This window comes from Streptomyces sp. NPDC047315 (assembly GCF_040643215.1).
Lineage (GTDB): Bacteria > Actinomycetota > Actinomycetes > Streptomycetales > Streptomycetaceae > Streptomyces.
In genome coordinates this window covers 1-17,725 of record NZ_JBEYTZ010000070.1, presented here as the reverse complement: position 1 = coordinate 17,725, position 17,725 = coordinate 1, and the positions used below count along the sequence as shown (strand labels likewise).

At 73.2% G+C, this 17,725-nt stretch carries 12 protein-coding genes; 2 read left to right on the top strand and 10 right to left on the bottom strand.

The features are described 5' to 3' along the window. Window positions 1-30: 30 nt before the first annotated feature. The gene (locus tag ABZ842_RS38095) at window positions 31-3,327 is read left to right on the top strand and encodes an acyltransferase domain-containing protein (RefSeq protein WP_361548225.1); all 3,297 of its coding nucleotides are present in this window, start codon (window positions 31-33) and stop codon (window positions 3,325-3,327) included. Between the two features lie 56 nt (window positions 3,328-3,383). Here ABZ842_RS38095 and ABZ842_RS38090 read toward each other — a convergent pair whose 3' ends face one another. The 3 genes from ABZ842_RS38090 to ABZ842_RS38080 are packed head-to-tail and all read right to left on the bottom strand — an operon-like array spanning window position 3,384 to window position 5,558. After that, window positions 3,384-4,262 (bottom strand): alpha/beta hydrolase, encoded by an 879-nt coding sequence (locus ABZ842_RS38090; protein WP_361548222.1) that lies wholly within the window; start codon window positions 4,260-4,262, stop codon window positions 3,384-3,386. A gap of 16 nt (window positions 4,263-4,278) precedes the next feature. Next, window positions 4,279-5,166: a methyltransferase domain-containing protein gene (locus ABZ842_RS38085; protein WP_361548219.1), complete on the bottom strand. Its 888-nt coding sequence runs from the start codon at window positions 5,164-5,166 to the stop codon at window positions 4,279-4,281. Between the two features lie 56 nt (window positions 5,167-5,222). Further along, the gene (locus ABZ842_RS38080) at window positions 5,223-5,558 is read right to left on the bottom strand and encodes an acyl carrier protein (protein ID WP_361548216.1); all 336 of its coding nucleotides are present in this window, start codon (window positions 5,556-5,558) and stop codon (window positions 5,223-5,225) included. A gap of 250 nt (window positions 5,559-5,808) precedes the next feature. Here ABZ842_RS38080 and ABZ842_RS38075 point away from each other — a divergent pair, with 250 nt between their 5' ends. After that, the gene (locus ABZ842_RS38075) at window positions 5,809-7,107 is read left to right on the top strand and encodes an activator-dependent family glycosyltransferase (RefSeq protein ID WP_361548213.1); all 1,299 of its coding nucleotides are present in this window, start codon (window positions 5,809-5,811) and stop codon (window positions 7,105-7,107) included. Window positions 7,108-7,237: 130 nt separating this feature from the next. Here the strand turns inward: ABZ842_RS38075 and ABZ842_RS38070 are convergent, their stop codons facing one another. The 7 genes from ABZ842_RS38070 to ABZ842_RS38040 all read right to left on the bottom strand — a co-directional run. Continuing rightward, complete coding sequence (locus ABZ842_RS38070; protein WP_361548209.1) at window positions 7,238-7,876, bottom strand: DUF1579 family protein; 639 nt, start codon at window positions 7,874-7,876, stop codon at window positions 7,238-7,240. 71 nt (window positions 7,877-7,947) lie between these two features. After that, window positions 7,948-9,168: a cytochrome P450 gene (locus tag ABZ842_RS38065; protein WP_361548206.1), complete on the bottom strand. Its 1,221-nt coding sequence runs from the start codon at window positions 9,166-9,168 to the stop codon at window positions 7,948-7,950. Window positions 9,169-9,316: 148 nt separating this feature from the next. Further along, a complete protein-coding gene (locus tag ABZ842_RS38060; protein WP_361548203.1) occupies window positions 9,317-13,141 on the bottom strand; it encodes a type I polyketide synthase in 3,825 nt (1,274 codons plus the stop codon). A 48-nt stretch (window positions 13,142-13,189) separates the two neighbouring features. After that, complete coding sequence (locus ABZ842_RS38055; protein WP_361548200.1) at window positions 13,190-14,596, bottom strand: FAD-dependent monooxygenase; 1,407 nt, start codon at window positions 14,594-14,596, stop codon at window positions 13,190-13,192. 39 nt (window positions 14,597-14,635) lie between these two features. Further along, on the bottom strand, window positions 14,636-15,106 hold the full coding sequence (locus tag ABZ842_RS38050; protein WP_361548197.1) for a nuclear transport factor 2 family protein: 471 nt from the start codon (window positions 15,104-15,106) through the stop codon (window positions 14,636-14,638). Window positions 15,107-15,149: 43 nt separating this feature from the next. Next, complete coding sequence (locus ABZ842_RS38045; protein WP_361548194.1) at window positions 15,150-15,587, bottom strand: nuclear transport factor 2 family protein; 438 nt, start codon at window positions 15,585-15,587, stop codon at window positions 15,150-15,152. Further along, on the bottom strand, window positions 15,584-17,725 hold a 2,142-nt coding region (locus ABZ842_RS38040; RefSeq protein ID WP_361548191.1), incomplete at its 5' end, for an acyltransferase domain-containing protein. The genes ABZ842_RS38045 and ABZ842_RS38040, both read right to left, overlap by 4 nt.

Below are 17,725 nucleotides of genomic sequence, written 5' to 3'. Positions count from 1 at the left end.
CTGCCCGCCCTCGCCTCTAGCGCGGGCCCGGTGTTGGTGTTCCCCGGGCAGGGTTCCCAATGGGCCGGCATGGGCGTGGAACTACTCGACTCCTCGCCGGTGTTCGCCGAACGAATCGCCGCGTGTGAAGCGGCGCTGAAACCCCATGTGGACTGGTCCCTGACCGACGTCCTACGCGGCGACGGAACAGAGCTGGCGCGGGTCGATGTGGTGCAGCCGGTGCTGTGGGCGGTGATGGTGTCCCTGGCCGCCGTGTGGGCCGAACACGGCGTCACCCCCGCAGCAGTGATCGGGCATTCGCAGGGTGAGATCGCCGCTGCTTGTGTTGCGGGGGCCTTGTCGTTGGAGGACGGCGCCCGCATTGTCGCCCTGCGCAGCCGAGCACTCCGCGCCTTGTCGGGTGGTGGTGCGATGGCATCCCTCGGCCTGAGCGCCGCTGACGCTGAAGGGTGGTTCTTCCCGGCCGACGGTGGTGGTGTGGTGGTGGCGGCGGTGAACGGGCCGTCATCGACCGTCATCTCCGGACCACCCCAACACGTGGCCGACGTCGTCACGGCCGTGGAGGCGGCCGGGCACCGCGCCCGCACCATCGACGTCGACTACGCATCCCACGGACCACAGGTCGACGAGATCACCGAGGAACTCCACCACCTCCTTGCCGGCATCGAACCCACCACCAGCACGGTCGCCTTCTACTCCACCGTCACCGCCGGACCCGTCGACACCACGGAACTCGACACCGGCTACTGGGTGCGCAACCTCCGTGAGCAAGTCCGCTTCTCCGACACCGTCCACGCCCTCCTCGACGCCGGACACCGGCTGTTCGTCGAAGCCAGCCCCCACCCCGTCCTCACCCTGGGCCTGGAGCAGATCTTCGACACCGCCGCCATCGAAGCGGTCGCGATCCCCACCCTCCGACGCGACGCCGGCGGACCCACCCAACTCACCCACGCCCTCGCCCACGCCCACACCACCGCCACCCCCATCAACTGGACCCCCAACCACACCCACCCCACCCACCCCCACACCGACCTCCCCACCTACGCATTCCAACGCGAGCGCTTCTGGCTGGAGGACGTGGCCCCGCTGGCTGCGGCCACGGCCGGCGAGCCGGACGAGGGGGAGGAGCGGTTCTGGTCCGCCGTGGAGGGCGGGGACGCGCAGACCGCGTCCGCGGTACTGGGCCTCGCCGCCGACGACGGGGCGAACCCGGCGCTGACCGCGCTGCTGCCCGTGCTCGGCGACTGGCGCCGGAGCCGTAACGACCGCTCCACCGCGGACTCCTGGCGCTACCGCGTCCGCTGGGACCGGCTGACGGCACCGGCCGAAGCGCCGCCGCCCGCCGGCCCCTGGCTCCTCGTCCGCCCCGCGGGCGGCGACGCCGGGGCCTGTGCCTGGGCCGAGACCTGCGCCGAAGCGCTGACCGCCGGCGGGCGCTCCGTCAACACACTCGACGTGGGTCCCGACGCCGACCGGTTCGACCTCGCCGCCCGCCTCCGCTCGTACCCGTCTGACGGACGCCCTGCGGGCGTGCTGTCGCTGCTGGCCCTCGCCGACGGCGACCCCGCGGACGACGTCAACCCCGGCATCGGCACTACCCTCGCCCTCCTCCAAGCGCTGGTGGACAGCGACCTGACGGCGCCCCTGTGGTGTGCCACTCGCGGCGCCGTCGCCGCCACCGACGCAGACGCGCCGGACGCCCCGCACCAGGCCCAGCTGTGGGGCCTGGGCCGGGTGGCCGCGCTGGAGCACCCCGAGCAGTGGGGCGGACTGCTCGACCTGCCCGCCACCCCGCACGAACTACGCCCCGAGCAACTGCGCACCGCCCTCCTCGGCCGCTACGGCGACGGCGGTGAGGACCAGATCGCGCTGCGCCCCGACGGCGCGTACGGGCGACGGCTCGCCCCGGTGCCCGTCGAGTCCCCGACGTCCGGGGCCGCCCCCGACCCGAAGGCGGAGCGCGGCTGGACCCCGTCCGGCACCGTCCTCGTCACCGGAGGCACCGGCGCCCTGGCGTGCCACCTCGCCCGGTGGCTCGCGGGCGGCGGAGCGCAGCACGTCGTCCTGCTGGACGTTGCCGGCGACGACGCACCGGCCGGCCAGGCACTGCGTACGGAACTGGCCGCATCCGGCGTCGAACTGACGGTCGTCGCCTGCAACCCCGCCGACCCCGTCGACACCGCGCGCAGCGTGGGCGCCGCGGCCGGGGAACTCGCCGCGGCCGGCGCGCCCATCGGCACGGTGCTGCACACCTCCGTCACAGGCGACCTCGCCCCGTTGGCGGAGCTGACCCCGCGGCAGCTGACCGCGGCGGTCCGCACCGCACGCGACGGCGCGGCCCCGCACCTGGCGGACGTGTGCGCCGCGGGCGGACAGCCGGTGCGTACGGTCCACTTCACCTCCGCAGCCACCACCTGGGGCAGCCGTGACCACGGTGCGTACGCCGCGGCCCACGCCGGTCTTGCGGCGACCGCGGCCCACCGCAGCGCCGCGGGCCTGGACGCGGTCTCCCACGCCTGGGGCCTGTGGGAGCTGACCGACGACGACAGGGGCGCACCCGCCGGCCTGCCGCTGCAGCTGGCCCGTCGACAGGGCCTCGCGCCGCTCGACCCGCGGCTCGCTGTCGTCGCCCTGCAAGAACTCTTGGCGGGCGGTGCGCCGGACACGGTCGTAGCCGACGTCGACTGGTCGACCTTCCTGCCCCTGTTCACGCTGGCCAGGAAGAGCCGGCTGTTCGACGCCGTCCCCGCGGCGCACGGCGCCGGCAGCGCACCGCAGGACGGCGAAGGGAGCAGCGACGACGTCGGGGCCGCGCTCCGCAAGGAACTGGCGGCCCTGCCCGCCGCCGACCGTGAGGCCCGACTGCTGACCGTGGTCCGCACCCAGGCCGCGGCCGTACTGCGCTACCGGTCGCCCGAACAAGTCGGTGTCGACCGACCGTTCAAGGAGCTCGGCTTCGACTCCATCGCCGCCGTCGACCTGCGGAACCGGCTGCGCGCCGGCACGGGCGTCAGCCTGTCCGCGACGGCGGCCTTCGACCACCCCACGCCCGGAGCCCTGACGGCCCACCTGCTGGGGGAGGTCCTGCGCGACGAGGTGGCCGACGACACCGCGGACGGACACCTCGACGCCGTGGAAGGCGCACTCGACGCGCTGCCCGCCGACGACCCCCGCCGCGCCGCCCTGCTGAACCGGCTGCGGAGCGTCCTGTGGAAGCACGAGGCGCCGGCCGCACGCGACGAGGAGGGCGCCGACGGGGACGACGACCTGACGGCCGCCACCGCCGCCGAGATGTTCGCGCTCGTGGACCGCGAGTTCGGCGCCTGACCGCGAAAAGGGGCCCGGCCCGGGAGAAACCTCCCGGGCCGGGCCCCAACGCGTGGTCAAACCAGGTTCGCCAGCCTGAGCAGGTCCTTGGCGACCTCGTCCGGCCGCTGTGCGTGCAGGTCGTGGTCGGAGTCGAAGTACTCCCGCACCTGCGCGTGCGGCAGGGACTTCGCGGCCGTGTGCACCGACTGCCGGTTGCGCTCCACGATCGTACGGATGCTCGGGGGCCACCGCGCCAATTCGCGGGGGTGGGCGGCCAGCAGCATGACGGGCATGGCGATCGCGGGGAACCAGCGCCCCGGGGTGTCGTCCCAGATGCTGCGGATGAGGGCGGTCCGCTGGGCCCTGGACAGCCGCGGGGTCAGCGAGCCGTCCGGGCCGATCTGCAACGAGAGCAGCGACGCCTCGACGGCCTCCTCGTGCCAGTCCGGATGCAGCGTCCGGAGGAAGGCCCGCATCCCCTCGATGCCGTCCTTGCCCAACTCCCGGCCCGCGAGGGAGAGCGGCGAGTCGAGGATGGCCGCGAACTGCTCCCACTCACCGTGGATCGCGGCCGGCTCGACCCAGCCCCCCTCCACCAGCGCCAGCGCGGCCACCAGATCGGGGCGCTCGGCCGCCAGCCGCAGGGCGACGTGCGCCCCCCAGGAGTGACCGGCGACCACCGCGTCGGCAAGGTCCAGACCGGCGGCGACCGCGGCCAGGTCGGCGGCGGCCGTGGCGATGTCGTAGCCGGTCTCCGGCACGTCGGACTCGCCGTGCCCGCGCATGTCGACGGCGTACACGGCGTGCCCGGACTCGGCCAGCCGCCGCGCGGCCAGCGACCACAACCGGGCGTTCGAGTCGAGCCCGTGCACGAGCAAGAAGGCGCGGGCGGTGCCCGGCCAGTGCCGGACGTGCAGCGACGTGTCCCCGCTCACCGGAACGCGCAGGTTCATGGGCGTGGCCTCCGGCTCAGGAGATCGAGGGCTTCTGCGCCGTCGAGAGGACGTAGCCGCGGGTGGCCAGGCGCAGTTCGGTGAGCTTCAGGTGCAGCTTGATGACGCTGCGGTCCTTGAACCTGGTGAACCGCGGGTCCTTCAGCAGGGTCGCGCACCGCTCGCGCACATACGCGGCGTTCGGCTCCATCACCCGGTCCGTGACGTCCTCCACCGCGACGTTCACGAACCCGGCCCGCTTGAGCCGTTCGGCGTGGACGCTCGGCGGGTACCAGTTCACGTCCGGGATGACCTTCTTGCGGCGCCAGTCGTCCAGCCGGCCCATGATGCCGCCCGCATTGGTCTTCATGCCCTCCCGCGGCACCGGGTCGGCCGTGGTCAGGGTGCCGCCGGGGCGCAGGATGCGCAGGGCCTCCTCGATGAACCCCTGACGGGTGTGGAAGTGCACCGACGACTCCAGCGCCACCACCCGGTCGAACGACCCGTCGGGGAACGGCATGGACGTCGCGGAGGCCAACCGCAGGTCGATCACCTTGTCCAGCCCCAGCTCGGCGACGCCCTGCTGGGCGACGGCGACCTGGCTGGGGGTGACGTTCAGCGCGACGATGCGCTCCGGCCGGCGGGTGCGCGCCCAGTGGATGGCCGGGCCGCCGTATCCGCAGCCGGCGTCCAGCACCTGGTCGCCCTCGGTGATGCCGGCGCGCTCGGCGACCTCCTCGGCCATCGCCTCGCACGCCTCGTCCTGGGTGGTGCAGCCGGGCGTCCAGTAGCCGAGGTTGACGTACAGGCTCTCGTAACCCAGCAGCGCCGAGAAGAGGTCAGTGCCGCGCCCGCGGTTGATGTTCTCGTAGAAGGAGCGCACCCGGCCCTCCAGCGACTTCTTGGCGAACTGTGTGTCGTTCATGGTCGACCGCCCGGGGGTGTGAGGTGAGTGGATGGGGCGCGCGTCGAGCCGGCCGGCTATCCGTGCTGGGCGGCGTACGCCTCGTTGATGTACGTGGCCAGTTCGGCGGGGCTGGGGTGCTCGATGATGGCGACGAGGGGGATCTCGACGTCGGTGAGCGACATCAGGTTCCGGGTCAGCTCCAACGCCTTGAGGGAGGTGATCCCCTGCTCCAGGAAGTTGCTGTCGTCTTCGATCGTCGTGTGGTCGAGGATGTCGGCAGCCTGGGAGCGGACCGCCTCCCGGAAGATTCCCTCGCGCTCCTCCGCCCCGGCGGCGGCGATCTTGCGCTGAAGTGCGTCGGCGTCCAGAGCGGTCTGGCCGTTGCCCTCGGTGACTTCTGGCTGCTGCATAACACCCTGTCCTGTCGTGTCGTGATGGCCGGGAAGCATGACTTTTCTGCGCGTGCCCCATCGTGGGAGACGGCTCTAAAGGCGGCCCAAACGGCTGCCCAGGGCTTTAGTGAGGAATTACCGGCCCCCACGACCATGGGTGGCCCGGGTGTGCGCGTGCCGGGACGGCACGCCGGATCACCACCGGGCCACCACCGGACCACCGGTCCGTGGTGGGCGGCTCCGGACTCATCGGTAGGAGGTGGGTGACGTGCGCGTGCTCTTCGTGACGTTCCCCTGGAAGACGCATCTCTACAACTTCGTGCCCCTGGCGTGGGCGTTGCAGACGGCCGGGCACGAGGTGCGGGTGGCGAGCGAGCCGCCGCTCGCGGACGCCATCACCCGGGCCGGCCTCACGGCGGTCACGGTGGGCTCGCCCCTGACCCCCCAGGAGCGGGGACGCACCGCCGAGGAGGGGACCGTACCGGCGAAGCAGGGACCGCCCGGCCCCGTCGACTCCCTCTTCGAGATCGGGGCGGGCCGCCGGAAGATCGGCTGGCCGGAGCTGCGCTGGCTCGACGAGAACGTAGTGGTCCCGCGACTCCAGTTCATCAACGACACCATGGTCGACGACCTCGTCACCCACTGCCGTTCCTGGCAGCCGGACCTGGTGCTGTGGGACGCGGTGAGCAACGCCGGTGCGATCGCGGCGAAGGCGACCGGGGCGGCCCACGGCCGCGTCCTGTTCTCCCTGGACGTCAGCGGCCGGCTGCGGAACGACTTCCTGGCCGCCCAGGAACAGCAGCCCGTGGAGGACCGGACCGACGGGTGCCGGGACTGGTACGCGGCCTGGGCCGAGAAGTACGGCTGTACGTACTCGGAGGACCTCGTCAACGGTCAGTTCACCGTCGACCAACTGCCGGAGTCCCTGCGGCTGGAGCCCGACGACCTGTCGGTGTCAGTGCGGTACGTGCCCTACAACGGGCCGGCGGTGGTGCCCGACTGGGTCGCCGACCCGCCCACCGCACCCCGGGTACTGATGACGTTCGGGATCACCGCGCGCGAACTGCCCGAGGACCACGCCATCACCGTCGACCAGGTGCAGGACGTCCTCGACGCGGTCGCCGACCTCGACATCGAACTCGTGCTCACGCTCTCGGACGAACTCCGCGACGAACTCGACCGGATCCCCGACAACACCCGGGTGGTCGAGTTCGTGCCGATGCAGGCCATCGTGTCGAGCTGCGCCGTGCTGGTGAACCACGGCGGCCCCGGAAGCTTCAACAGCGGTCTGCTGAACGCGATCCCGCAGCTGCTGATCTGCAGCACGCCCGACGCCGTCGCCAAGAACACCCTGATCGAGGAGCACCGGATCGGGATTCCGATCCGCCCCGGGGACGTCGACGGGCAGCGGGTGCGCGAGGCGCTGGTGCAGCTCCTGGAAGACCCGTCCTACCGCGAGGGCGCCGAGCGGATGCGCCGGCAGATGATGGCCCAGCGCACCCCGAACGACCTGGTGCCCGAGCTGGAGCGGCTGACGGCCCTCCACCGCACCGCCGACGGGGCCTGAACGGGCGCGACCGGCGAGCGGGGAACCACGCCGGCAGCGAGTGAGGTGCGGCGTCCACGGCGAAAGGTCCTGACCGCGGTCAGGACCTTTCCCCCGGTGTGCCCCCTCTAGCGGGGCGACACGGTGCGGATCACTTGGAGATGCGGGTGCAGTTGCCGCCCCAGTCGACCGTGTTGCCGTCCGCGGAGGTGACGACCGTGCTCACCACTCGGTAGCCGGGACGGACGAAGGTGTAGTTGTCCACCATCGTCATCGCGAAGCCCTGGGCCTTGCCGGTGGGGCTCGGCACCATCACCTCGTGCCCGGAGCCCACGAAGGAGATCTTGCCGTTCTTGTCCGGAGCGCCGGCCACCGTGTAGTCGGACGTGCCCCAGTTGTCGTAGCTGTACCGGGTGTACTTGTGGCTGATCGGGTTCCAGCCGAAGATCTGCCGGCCCACCAGGTCACCGGGCTGGAGCGTGACGTCGCTGTACAGGTAGTGGCCGTCCAGTGCCTTGCGGGTGGTCACGTAGCTCACCGTCTGCGGCCCGCCGACCGGCGGCGGCGGGTTGGTCAGGACGCACTTCCACTTGCCGAGGAGCGGTTCGAGGGCCTTCATCTGCGGCGGCGCCGGCAACACCGCCTCGTCGCCCTTGCCCTCGGCCGCGTCGGGCTCCGCGTTCACCGGCGAAGCGACCAGCAGCACCGTGGGCGTCACCAGGGCGACGAGGGCTCCGCCGATGCGTACGGCCATGGACCGCTTCTTGGGGGAGGGAATGCTCTTGCTCACGTTTCACTCCTAGCAGTGTCGGGACGGGGCGGCGCGGCAACCGGAATCGTCGGAGAACCGCGGCGCGGGAGTCAGGGTGCTTCGGCGGCTCGGGCGGGCCCGAGCCGTACCGGCAGTTCGACGAGCTGGTGGGCGTCCTCCTGGGGCCGCCACTGCAGGCGCTCCTGCGGGACGGCGAGCGCCAGCTCCGGGAACCGGTCGAACACGGCCGCGAAGGCGGCCTCGGCCTCCTGGTTGGCCAGGGGCGCACCGAGGCAGTAGTAGGCGCCGTGCGAGTACGCGAGGTGGGGGTGGCCGGCGTTCTCGGGGCGCCGGGTGATGTCCAGCACCTCGGGGTTCGCGTAGCGGTCGGGGTCGTGGTTGGCCGCGCTCAGCACGGCCTGCACGCGCTCGCCGCGGCGGATCAGCGCACCGCCGATGGTGATGTCCTCGGACGCGAAGCGCTGCTGGGTCACCACGATGGGGCTGCACCAGCGCAGCAGTTCCTGCACCGCGTCGGGCATCAGCTCCGGGTCCGCACGCAGCCGCGCCAACTGGTCGGGGTGGGTGAGCAGGGCGACGATGCCGTTGCCGATGAAGTGCGTGGTGGTCTCGTGCCCGGCGACCATCAACGTCAGCACCATGGTGATCAGTTCGGTGTCCGATAGCCGGCCGCTGTCCTCGTCGTTGACCTGCACCAGCGCGCTGATCAGGTCGTTGGACGGGTTCGCGAGCCGGTGCCCGGCCAGCTCGGCCACGTATGCGCCCATGTCGACGAGCATGGTGTTCATCCGCTTCGGATCCATGCTGGCGGTGTCCTCGCTCCACCCCCGCCACAGCGGCCGGTCCTCGACGGGCACGCCCAACAGGTCACAGATCACCGTGATCGACAGCGGGTAGGCGAAGTGCTCGATCAGATCCGCGGTGCCGTCGACGGCGCGGTCCGGCAGCGCGTCCAAGAGCTCGTGGGTGATCTTCTGGACCTGCGGGCGCAGCTTCGCCACCCGCCGGGCCGTGAACGCCCGCGAGACGAGCTTCCGCAGCCGTGCGTGGTCCTCGGGGCCGACGTGCGCCAGGTTCCCGGTCAGATACGGCAGGACGTCCTCGGATATCCCCAGCTGCACCAGCATCTCGGCGTAGAAGTCCGAACCGCCCGGCAGCGCGTGGGAGTTCGTCACGAACCGTCGGTCGACGAGCATCGCCGACACGTCGTCGTAGCGCGTCAGCTTCCAGACCGGGGCGCCGCCGAACGGGTTCTTGACCAGCCGAGGAGCATCCGGCACATAGCTGTGGGTCCCGTGGGCGATCGCCATGACGTGCCCTCCTTCTTGGCGAGATGGGGTTCTTGGGCGAGATGGGGTGGGAAGACCGGTGGTACGGGGTTCCTCGGGGGCGCCGCGCGTGATCGCCCGCTCATTGTGGGAGGCCGTTCTTAAGGCCCGCCAAACGGTCGCGCACCCGTCAAAGGGGCCGCTCGTCGGTGAAGTCGGCCAGTACGGCGGACGGGGCGGGGCGGTCCAGCACCTCGCTCAGGTGCGCCGTCGCCTCCGCGGGCGACAGCGCGTCCACACCGTTGCTCCGCAGCTGCTTCTCCGTGTCCCCGACGGCCTGCGCACCGTCGACCGGCCCCCAGCACACCGCCGCCACCGGCAGTCCCCGGGCCCGGTGCACCTGGGCCAGGGCGTACAGGTGAGCGTGTGCGGCGGCCTGGTTGCCGAGCCCCGGCACGGGCAGCACACCGGCCACCGACGAGCACACCACCAGGGCCGACAGCGGCTGCTGCGCGGCGAACTCGCACACGGTCGACGCGACGGCCACGGCGCCCGGCCACTCGCGGGCGATCCGCCCGGCGTCCACCGGGCCCGGACCGTGGTCGAGTGCGGGCGCGAGGAGGACGGCCGCGGTCAGCGGATGCTCCGACGGCAAGGCGGCCACCAGCGCGGCCAGCGCGTCGGCGCCGGACAGGTCCACGTCCGTCGTGCCCACGGCCGTGCCCCGCGCGGTCAGCTCGGCCACCAGCTCGCGCGGGGGCGTGCCGGCCAGCAGCAGTCGCTCGGCGCCGCGGTCCGCGAGAAGGCGGGCCAGATGCGCCGCCAACTCGCCGTCGGCGCAGGTGATCAGTGTCGTACCGTGCGGTGTCCAGCCGGCAGCGGCCTCCGGCTCCGCGTCGCCGCCCGGCACCAGGCGCCGGACGAAGGTGCCGTCGGTGCGCACGGCCACCTCGCCCTCGTCGTACGAGCCGCTGAGCACCGCGGCCAGCCGGCGCCCGGTGCGTGCGTCGAGCACGTCGGGCAGATCCACCAGACCGCCCCAGCAGGCGGGATGCTCGGTCGCCAGGGCCCCGCCGACCGCCCAGAGCTGAGCCTGCTCGGGACGGGACACCGGGTCCCAGCGGTCGACGCCGACCGCTCGACGCGTGGCCAACCACACCGGTGGGGTGTCCGCGAGCCGGGCCACCGCCTCCACCAGCGTGACGGTCGGGCTGAGCGCCGGGTGCGGTCCGGCGTCCGCGGGCCCCGTCGCCGCGTCGGCAGCGAGCAACGACAACACGCCCGCCCAGCGCCGGCCGTCGGTCGCCGCCTGTATCCGGTGCACCAGATCCTGCCCGTCACCTTCTGGAACGACCAGTTCGACGACGTCGGCGCCGTGCGCCCGCAGGGCCGCCACGACCGAGGCGTCGGCCGTGGAATCGGCCGTCACCACCAGCCAGGTGCCGTCCAACCGGGGTGCGGTGAACTCGGTCAGGGGACGCCACACCATGCGGTACGGCCGCCGGCGCGCACCGTTCGAAGTCGGCGCCGCTTCGGCGTCCAGCCAGTAGCGGCGGCGCTGGAACGCGTACGTCGGCAGGGGTACGGCACGGGGCCGCGCGCCCTGCTCGTACAGCGCGGCCCACTCGACGGCCGTGCCGCCCACGTGCAGCCGCGCCAGGGCGCCGAGCAGCGCCCGGTCCTCGCGGACGGCGGCATCGACCAGCGACAACACCACCGGCTCTGAGGCGGGCGCGGAACGGGGCCGCGGGGAGAGGTCCAGCCGTACGTCACCCGCCACGGCGGGGCACCCGACCGCGGGCGGCTCCCGCAGGTACTCGATCCAGTAGTCGGCGGTGCCGATCTCCTCACCGACGGGGCCCTCGCGGCGCGGCGCGTACACCGGCGTCCGCGGCTTGCGGCCCGTCAGACCGGTCAGCCCTGCGACGACCTCGTCGGGCGCGGCGCACGCCCCGACCAGCCGGTGCACGTCGGCGAGGTCGAGCACCCCGGCGACGTACGCGGCGGAGACCTCGCCCACGCCGTACCCCACAAGGGCTCCCGGCCGCACTCCGACCGACTCCAGCAGCCGCGCCAGGGCCACGTGCCACGCCACCAGCGCGGCACCGTCGTCGAGCGGCCCGTCCGGGCGGTCGGCGGGCGCCGTGAACGCGGCCGTCCGCAGCGGAACGTCCCGCCGCGCGTCGAAGCCCGCGCACACCTCGTCGAACGCGGCGGCGAACGCCGGGAAGCGCTCGTACAGCACCGCACCGACCCCCGGGTACGGCTCGTCCGCGCTGCCGAAGACGAACACCGGACGGCCCGCGCCGGACACCCCGTCCGCCGCCGTGACCACCGACAACGACGCCGACGCCTCGTCCGCCGCCAGCGCCCCCACGGCGGCGACCAGTTCCCCGTACTCCTCGCCGACGACCACCGCCCGGTCCTCGAACACCGACCGGCACGCCGCCAACGACCACGCCACGTCCACCGGGGCCCGATCCGGGCCGGCTGCCAGGTGCGCGGCCAGCGCCGCGGCCTGAGCGCGCAGAGCGTCGCCGCCCCGGCCGGACACCGGCCACGCCACCGCCCCGCCCACCCGCGGCGCCGCGCCCGCCTCCCGCGCAGCAGCCGGCGCCTCCTCCACGATCACGTGCGCGTTCGTGCCGGAGATCCCGAAGGCCGACACCGCGGCGCGCCGCGGCCGATCGCCCCGCGGCCACGCCACCGCCTCGGTGGCCAGCTGCACCGCACCGGACTTCCACAGCACCAGTGGCGTCGGCCGGTCGACGTTCGGCGTCGGCGGCACCGTCTCGTGCCGCAGCGCCTGCACCACCTTGATGACGCCCGCCACCCCGGCCGCGGCCTGCGCGTGCCCGATGTTCGGCTTGATCGACCCCAGCCACAGCGGACGGTCCGCCGGCCGCCCCTTGCCGTACGCGGTCAGCACCGCCTGCGCCTCGATCGCGTCGCCGACCGCGGTGCCGGTGCCGTGCGCCTCCAACACGTCCACGTCGGCGGCGGACAGCCGGGCGTCCGCCAGCGCCTCCTGGAACAGCCGCTGCCGGCCCGGGCCGCTCGGCGCGGCCAGGCCCGTGCTCGCGCCGTCCTGGTTCACCGCCGTACCGCGCAGCACCGCCAGCACCCGACGACCGCCCGCGAGCGCGTCCGACAGCCGCTCCAACAGCAGCAGCCCCGCGCCCTCGCCCCACACCATGCCGTCGGCGCCCGCCGCGAACGGCTTGCACCGGGCGCCCGGCGACAACTGCCGCTGGTGCGCCGAGAGCAGGAACGTGTTCGGCGCGTACATCACCGCCGAGCCGCCCGCCAGCGCCAACGAACACTCGCCGCGCCGCAGCGCCCGCACCGCCAGGTGCATCGCCGTCAGCGACGACGAACACGCCGTGTCCAGAGACACCGCGGGCCCGGTGAGACCGAGGACGTACGACACCCGACCGGAAGCCACGCTCGCCGCGTTCCCGTTCCCCACGTGGTCCATGAGCTCCAGCGGCACCCGCTGCAGCCGGGCCGCGTAGTCGTGGTACGACACCCCCGCGTACACGCCGGTGGCGCTGCCCCGCAGGGACCGCGGGTCGATGCCCGCGCTCTCCACCGCCTCCCACGCCGTCTCCAACAGCAGCCGCTGCTGCGGCTCCACCGCCACCGCCTCCTCGGCGCCCATCCCGAAGAACCCGGCGTCGAAGTCGGCCGCGTCGTGCAGGAATCCGCCCTCGCGCACGTACGACGTCCCGCGGTGCTCGGGGTCGGGGTGGAAGAGGCGCGCCGTGTCCCAGCCGCGGTCGACGGGGAAGCCGGACACGGCGTCCCGCCCTTCGGCGACCAGCTCCCACAGCTGGTCGGGCGAGCGGACGCCGCCCGGGAAGCGGCAGCCCATCCCGATGATCGCGATCGGCTCGTGCCGCTCGCCCCGGGCCTCGGCCTCCACCTCGCGGAGCCGCTGCCGGGCACCCGCCAGTTCGGCCGTGGTCCACCGCAGATAGTCCAGCAGCTTGTCGTCGGTGACGTCGTCAGTCATGCGGAAACGGCCCTTCTCGTCCTGGCAGCGGCAGTGGTGAGACGGGCCCTAATGCCGCGGCTTGAGGCCCACCAGATCCATCTCCTCCTGCGTCAACGGCGGCTCGGTGAGGTCCGGCCGCATCTTGTCGCGGTGCATCAGCGCCATGAACTCGCTGGACCCCAGCTCCGACTGCGGCGCCGTCATCGCCATCACGTCCGTGACCACGTCGCACACCTCCGGAGAGCGGATGGAGCGGCCCGCGACCATGTCCGAATAGTGCTGCCGGGCCGCCGCACCCCCCGTCAGTCGCGGATCCTTCGCCTGGTTGCGGCAGTTGACGAACGCGATGTCCTTCGACGCCGCCATGATCCACGGATCGTCCGCGCCGGCGCTGATCTCCCGCTGCGCACGGTGCGCCGCCCCGGGTCCGAACGACCCGCCCAGCGCCCGGTCCAACGCCTCGGCGCCGCGCGCGGCCGAGCTCATGCCGTGCCCGTAAATCGGGTTGAACACCGCCAGCGAGTCACCGAGCACCACCAACCCGTCCGGCCAGCGCTCCAACCGCTCCGGATACAGGCGCCGATTGATGCCCAGGTGCGAGGCGACGACCGGAGTCAGCGGCTCCACCTGACTGATCAGATCGGCCACCAGAGGGTCCCGCAGCGAACGCGCGTACGGCAGGAAGTCCTCCTCACGGGTGGGCAGTTCCCCACCGCGGGTGCACGACAGCGTGACCATCCACTGGTCGTCCTCCTGCGGATACACCACACCGAACCGGCCCGGCTTGCGCTCCCGGTGGTCGGCGGCCACGTTCACCGCCGGGAACAGCGCCGTCGCCCCCTCCGGCGCCCGGTACAGCCGACTCGCGTACGCCATGCCGACGTCGACGACGTCCTCCTCCACCGGCGGCAGTCCCAGCGCCGTCAGCCAGCGCCGCAGCCGCGAACCGCGCCCCGCGCAGTCCACGACCAGGTCCGCCTCCAACACCTCGTACGCACCGCTCTCGGTGTCGCGCACCCGCACCCCGGTGATCCGCCGTGCGTCACCGGTCAGCTCCACGGCCTCGGTGCGCTGGCGCAGTGTGATCCGGCCGCCCGAAAGGATCCGCCGCCGCAGCGTCCAGTCCAGCAGCGGACGGGTGCACATCAGCCCGTACTGCCGGGGCGGGAACCGGTGCTGCCAGCCGTGCGAGGTCAGCGTCACCAGGTCCTCGTGGAAGCGGAGCCGCCGCGCCCCGGCCGCCAGCAGTTGGTCGTGCGTGCCCGGCAGCAGGTCCTCGACGATGCGGGCGCCGCCCGACCACAGGATGTGGCCGTGCCGGGCCTGCGGCGTGCCGCGCCGGTGGTGGGGGCCGTCGGGCAGCGCGTCGCGCTCCACCACGGTGACGGTCTCCAGGTGCCGGGCCAGCACATGGGCCGCCAGCATCCCGGCCCAGCTCCCGCCGAGCACGATTGCGTGTACGGGTCCAGTCACGTTCCGTCCCTCCAGGACACAGATGAAGGCCGGCGCTGCTCAAGCGGGGCCGGCTTGCTCTTTCGCGAGGTCGCCCATCCGCGTGAGGGCCTCGGTGACGGCCATGAAGTGGGCCACGCCGGTCGGCTGGGGGCCGTCGCCCACATGGGTGTCGGTCACTCCCCAGAACGCCTGCACGTGGTTGCTCAACCCGTCGTCGCCGACCTCCATCACACCGATGATGTGGAAGGTCAGCTTCGTCGGGATGTACACCGTGACGGTGGTGGGCACGACGACCCACCGGCCGTCCATGGAGGTCACCGGACGGCCCGGCTCCTCGTGCACGTCGCACTTCATGGACCAGGCGATGCGCCGCCGCAGGTCGCCCTTGCCCACCAGGGCCGGGGTGCCGACCGGGTCCTCGAACCGCACGTCGTCCGAGAACAGTTCGAGGACCGCGTCGACGTCCCCGGCGTTCATGCGCAGGGCGTACTCCGTCGCCAGGTCCTTGCGGGTTGCCTCGTCGGGCATGATCTCTCCCAGCTCGCAGGGTGGTTGGTGGCGTCAGGGGGAGTCAGCCGGTGACGGCGATGTCGGAGCGGCCCCAGAACGCCTTCATCTCCTGGATCAACCCGTCCCTGCCGGTCTTGAGCAGTACGACGTAGTCGAGGGCCAGACGCTTGCCCGTCGGGTCGTCGGGGGCCGTCAGCCAGCCGCGTTCGGCGAAGGCCGGGCCCTTGGGCAGGTAGTCCATGACGGCGCTGACGGGCATCAGGACGTGGACGCCGTCCTGCCCGGCGGACGGCTCGCCCGGCGTCTCCTGGAGGTTCGCCGCCAGGCTCTGTGCGAAGTGCTCCCGCAGCGCCTCCCGGCCGCTGTGCACACCGCCGCCGACCGGGTCCTCGAAGACGACGTCCTGCGCGTACAGCTCCAGGAGCTTGTCCACGTCCCCGGCGTTCACCCGCTGGCTGTGCTCCAGGATCAGCTTCTTGCGCCTGCGTTCGTCGATCACTGTGTGCCTCCACTGTCTGCGTCCGTCAGCTGTCGTGGACCGCCCTTGCGGCCGAGCACCCCGTCGATGAACTCGAAGATCTCGCCGGCCGGGGCGGTGTCGATCCGCGTCACGAGCCCCGATGTCAGGTCCGGTGCCGCAGCCGACGACGGCGCGTCGGGGCCGTCGGCCCCTGCGGCACCCGGGGCGCCACGGGTGGCGCGGGTCGCCAGGCGGTCGGACGCCGTGCGCAAGCGCCGGCGCAGCTCCGCCGCGGCGGCCGGGTCCCGGGCCAGCGGCACCATCGCGTCCGTCAGCACCGACAGCTCCTCCAGCGCCGCGGACAGCGTCCGAGCGCCGCTGCGGGCGGGCGGAGCGAGCGCATCGCACAGGTGGCGGGCCAGGTCGGTGGCGTTGGGGTGGTCGAAGACCACGGTCGCGGGCAGTTGCAGCCCGGCTGCTTCCGCGAGCCGGTTCCGCAGCTCCAGCGCGGTGAGCGAGTCGAACCCCAGCTCCAGGAAGCCGCGTTCCGTCGGGATGCGATCGGGGTCGGTGCGGCCGAGGACCGCCGCCGCCTGGGCGAGGACCAGCTCCAGCGCCGCTTCCTGCCGCTCCTGCGGCGGCAGCGCGGCGGCTTGCTCGGCCCAGTTCTGCACCTGCCGGCCGGCCGCACCGCGCCGGACGGCGGCCGGCGCCCTGGGTCGTACGGGCGCGGACGCCTCCCGCACCCGGTACGGCTCGGTCTCCACCGGGCCCAGCGTCATCGACGCGGCGGTGAGGACCGGGGCGCCGACGCCGTCGGCCACCAGCACCCGCACGGCTCGGGCCCCGTCCCCGGCGTCGTCTTCGTCCTGGAGCGGGGTGAGACGTACGCGTAGCGTCGTCGCCTCCCCGGCCCACAGCGCCACCTGACGCCAGGTGTGCGGCAGCCACACGCGGTCGCCGGCGGGGGAGTCGTCTTCGGGCAGCGCCGGATGGAGTGCGGCGTCCAACAGCGCGGGGTGGATGCCGAACGCACCGGGCGCCCCGTCGGCGGCGTCGGGCAACTCGACTTCGGCCAGCAGGTCAGCGCCCGCCCGCCACATGGCCCGGACGCCCCGGGAGACGGGCCCGTACTCCTGGCCGCGCCCAGCGCTGGCCGCGTACCAGTCGTCGACGTCGACCGGCCGGGCATCCGGCGGCGGCCACGGGCCGGGGTCCGCGAGCGGTGTGCCTTCGGCGGCCGGGCCGACGACGGCGGAGGCGTGGTGCACCCAGCCGGGTCCCCCGCCGTCCGGCGCGCCGTCGTCGGCACGGCAGTGGATCCGCACGGCGCGGCGCCCCGACGCGTCGGCGGCGGCCACCGACACCTGCACCCGTACGTCGCCGGACGCGGGCAGCGCCAGCGGCCGGTGCCGTTCCAGCTCCTCGACGACCGCGCAGCCGCTCTCGTCCGCGGCCCGCAGCGCCCATTCCACCAAGGCGGCGTCCGGCACCAGCGCGGTGCCGACCAAGTGGCCGGACGACCACGGGTGCGTACGGGAGGACAGCCGGCCGGTCAGTACGACCTCGCCGTCCGGCCGTGACAACGCGGCGGACAGCAGCGCGTGCTCGACCGGCCGCAGCCCGGCCGCCGCCACGTCCCCTGCGTCACCGCCGGGCGTCAGCCAGTAGCGCTGGCGTTGGAAGGCGTACGTGGGGAGGTCGACGGTGTGCCGGGACGCCGCAGGGAACCAGGTCGACCAGTCCACCGGGGCGCCGGCGACGAACGCCCGACCCAATGCCCGTACGAGCTGGGCCCGGCCGCCTTCGCCGCGGCGCAGCGTGGGCACGGCGACGGCGGCCACCCCGGTCTGTTCGAACGTCTCCTGGAGGCCGACGGCCAGCCCTGGGTGCGGGCTGGCTTCGATGAACAGCCGGTGTCCGTCGGTCAGGAGGGCTTGGACGGTGTCGGAGAAGCGGACCTGTTCGCGGAGGTTGGTGACCCAGTAGTGGGTGTCGAGTTCCGTGGTGTCGACGGGTCCGGCGGTGACGGTGGAGTAGAAGGCGACGTCGGTCGTGGCCGGTTGGATCCCGGCGAGGAGTCGGTGGAGTTCGTCGGTGATCTGGTCGACCTGGGGGCCGTGGGACGCGTAGTCGACGTCGATGGTGCGGGCCCGGTGCCCGGCCGCCTCGACAGC

Coding starts and splice junctions, on each gene's coding strand:
- ABZ842_RS38090 (WP_361548222.1), bottom strand. CDS start 4,262: ATGAACCTGCGCGTTCCGGTGAGCGGGGACACGTCGCTGCACGTCCGG.
- ABZ842_RS38085 (WP_361548219.1), bottom strand. CDS start 5,166: ATGAACGACACACAGTTCGCCAAGAAGTCGCTGGAGGGCCGGGTGCGC.
- ABZ842_RS38080 (WP_361548216.1), bottom strand. CDS start 5,558: ATGCAGCAGCCAGAAGTCACCGAGGGCAACGGCCAGACCGCTCTGGAC.
- ABZ842_RS38065 (WP_361548206.1), bottom strand. CDS start 9,168: ATGGCGATCGCCCACGGGACCCACAGCTATGTGCCGGATGCTCCTCGG.
- ABZ842_RS38060 (WP_361548203.1), bottom strand. CDS start 13,141: ATGACTGACGACGTCACCGACGACAAGCTGCTGGACTATCTGCGGTGG.
- ABZ842_RS38050 (WP_361548197.1), bottom strand. CDS start 15,106: ATGCCCGACGAGGCAACCCGCAAGGACCTGGCGACGGAGTACGCCCTG.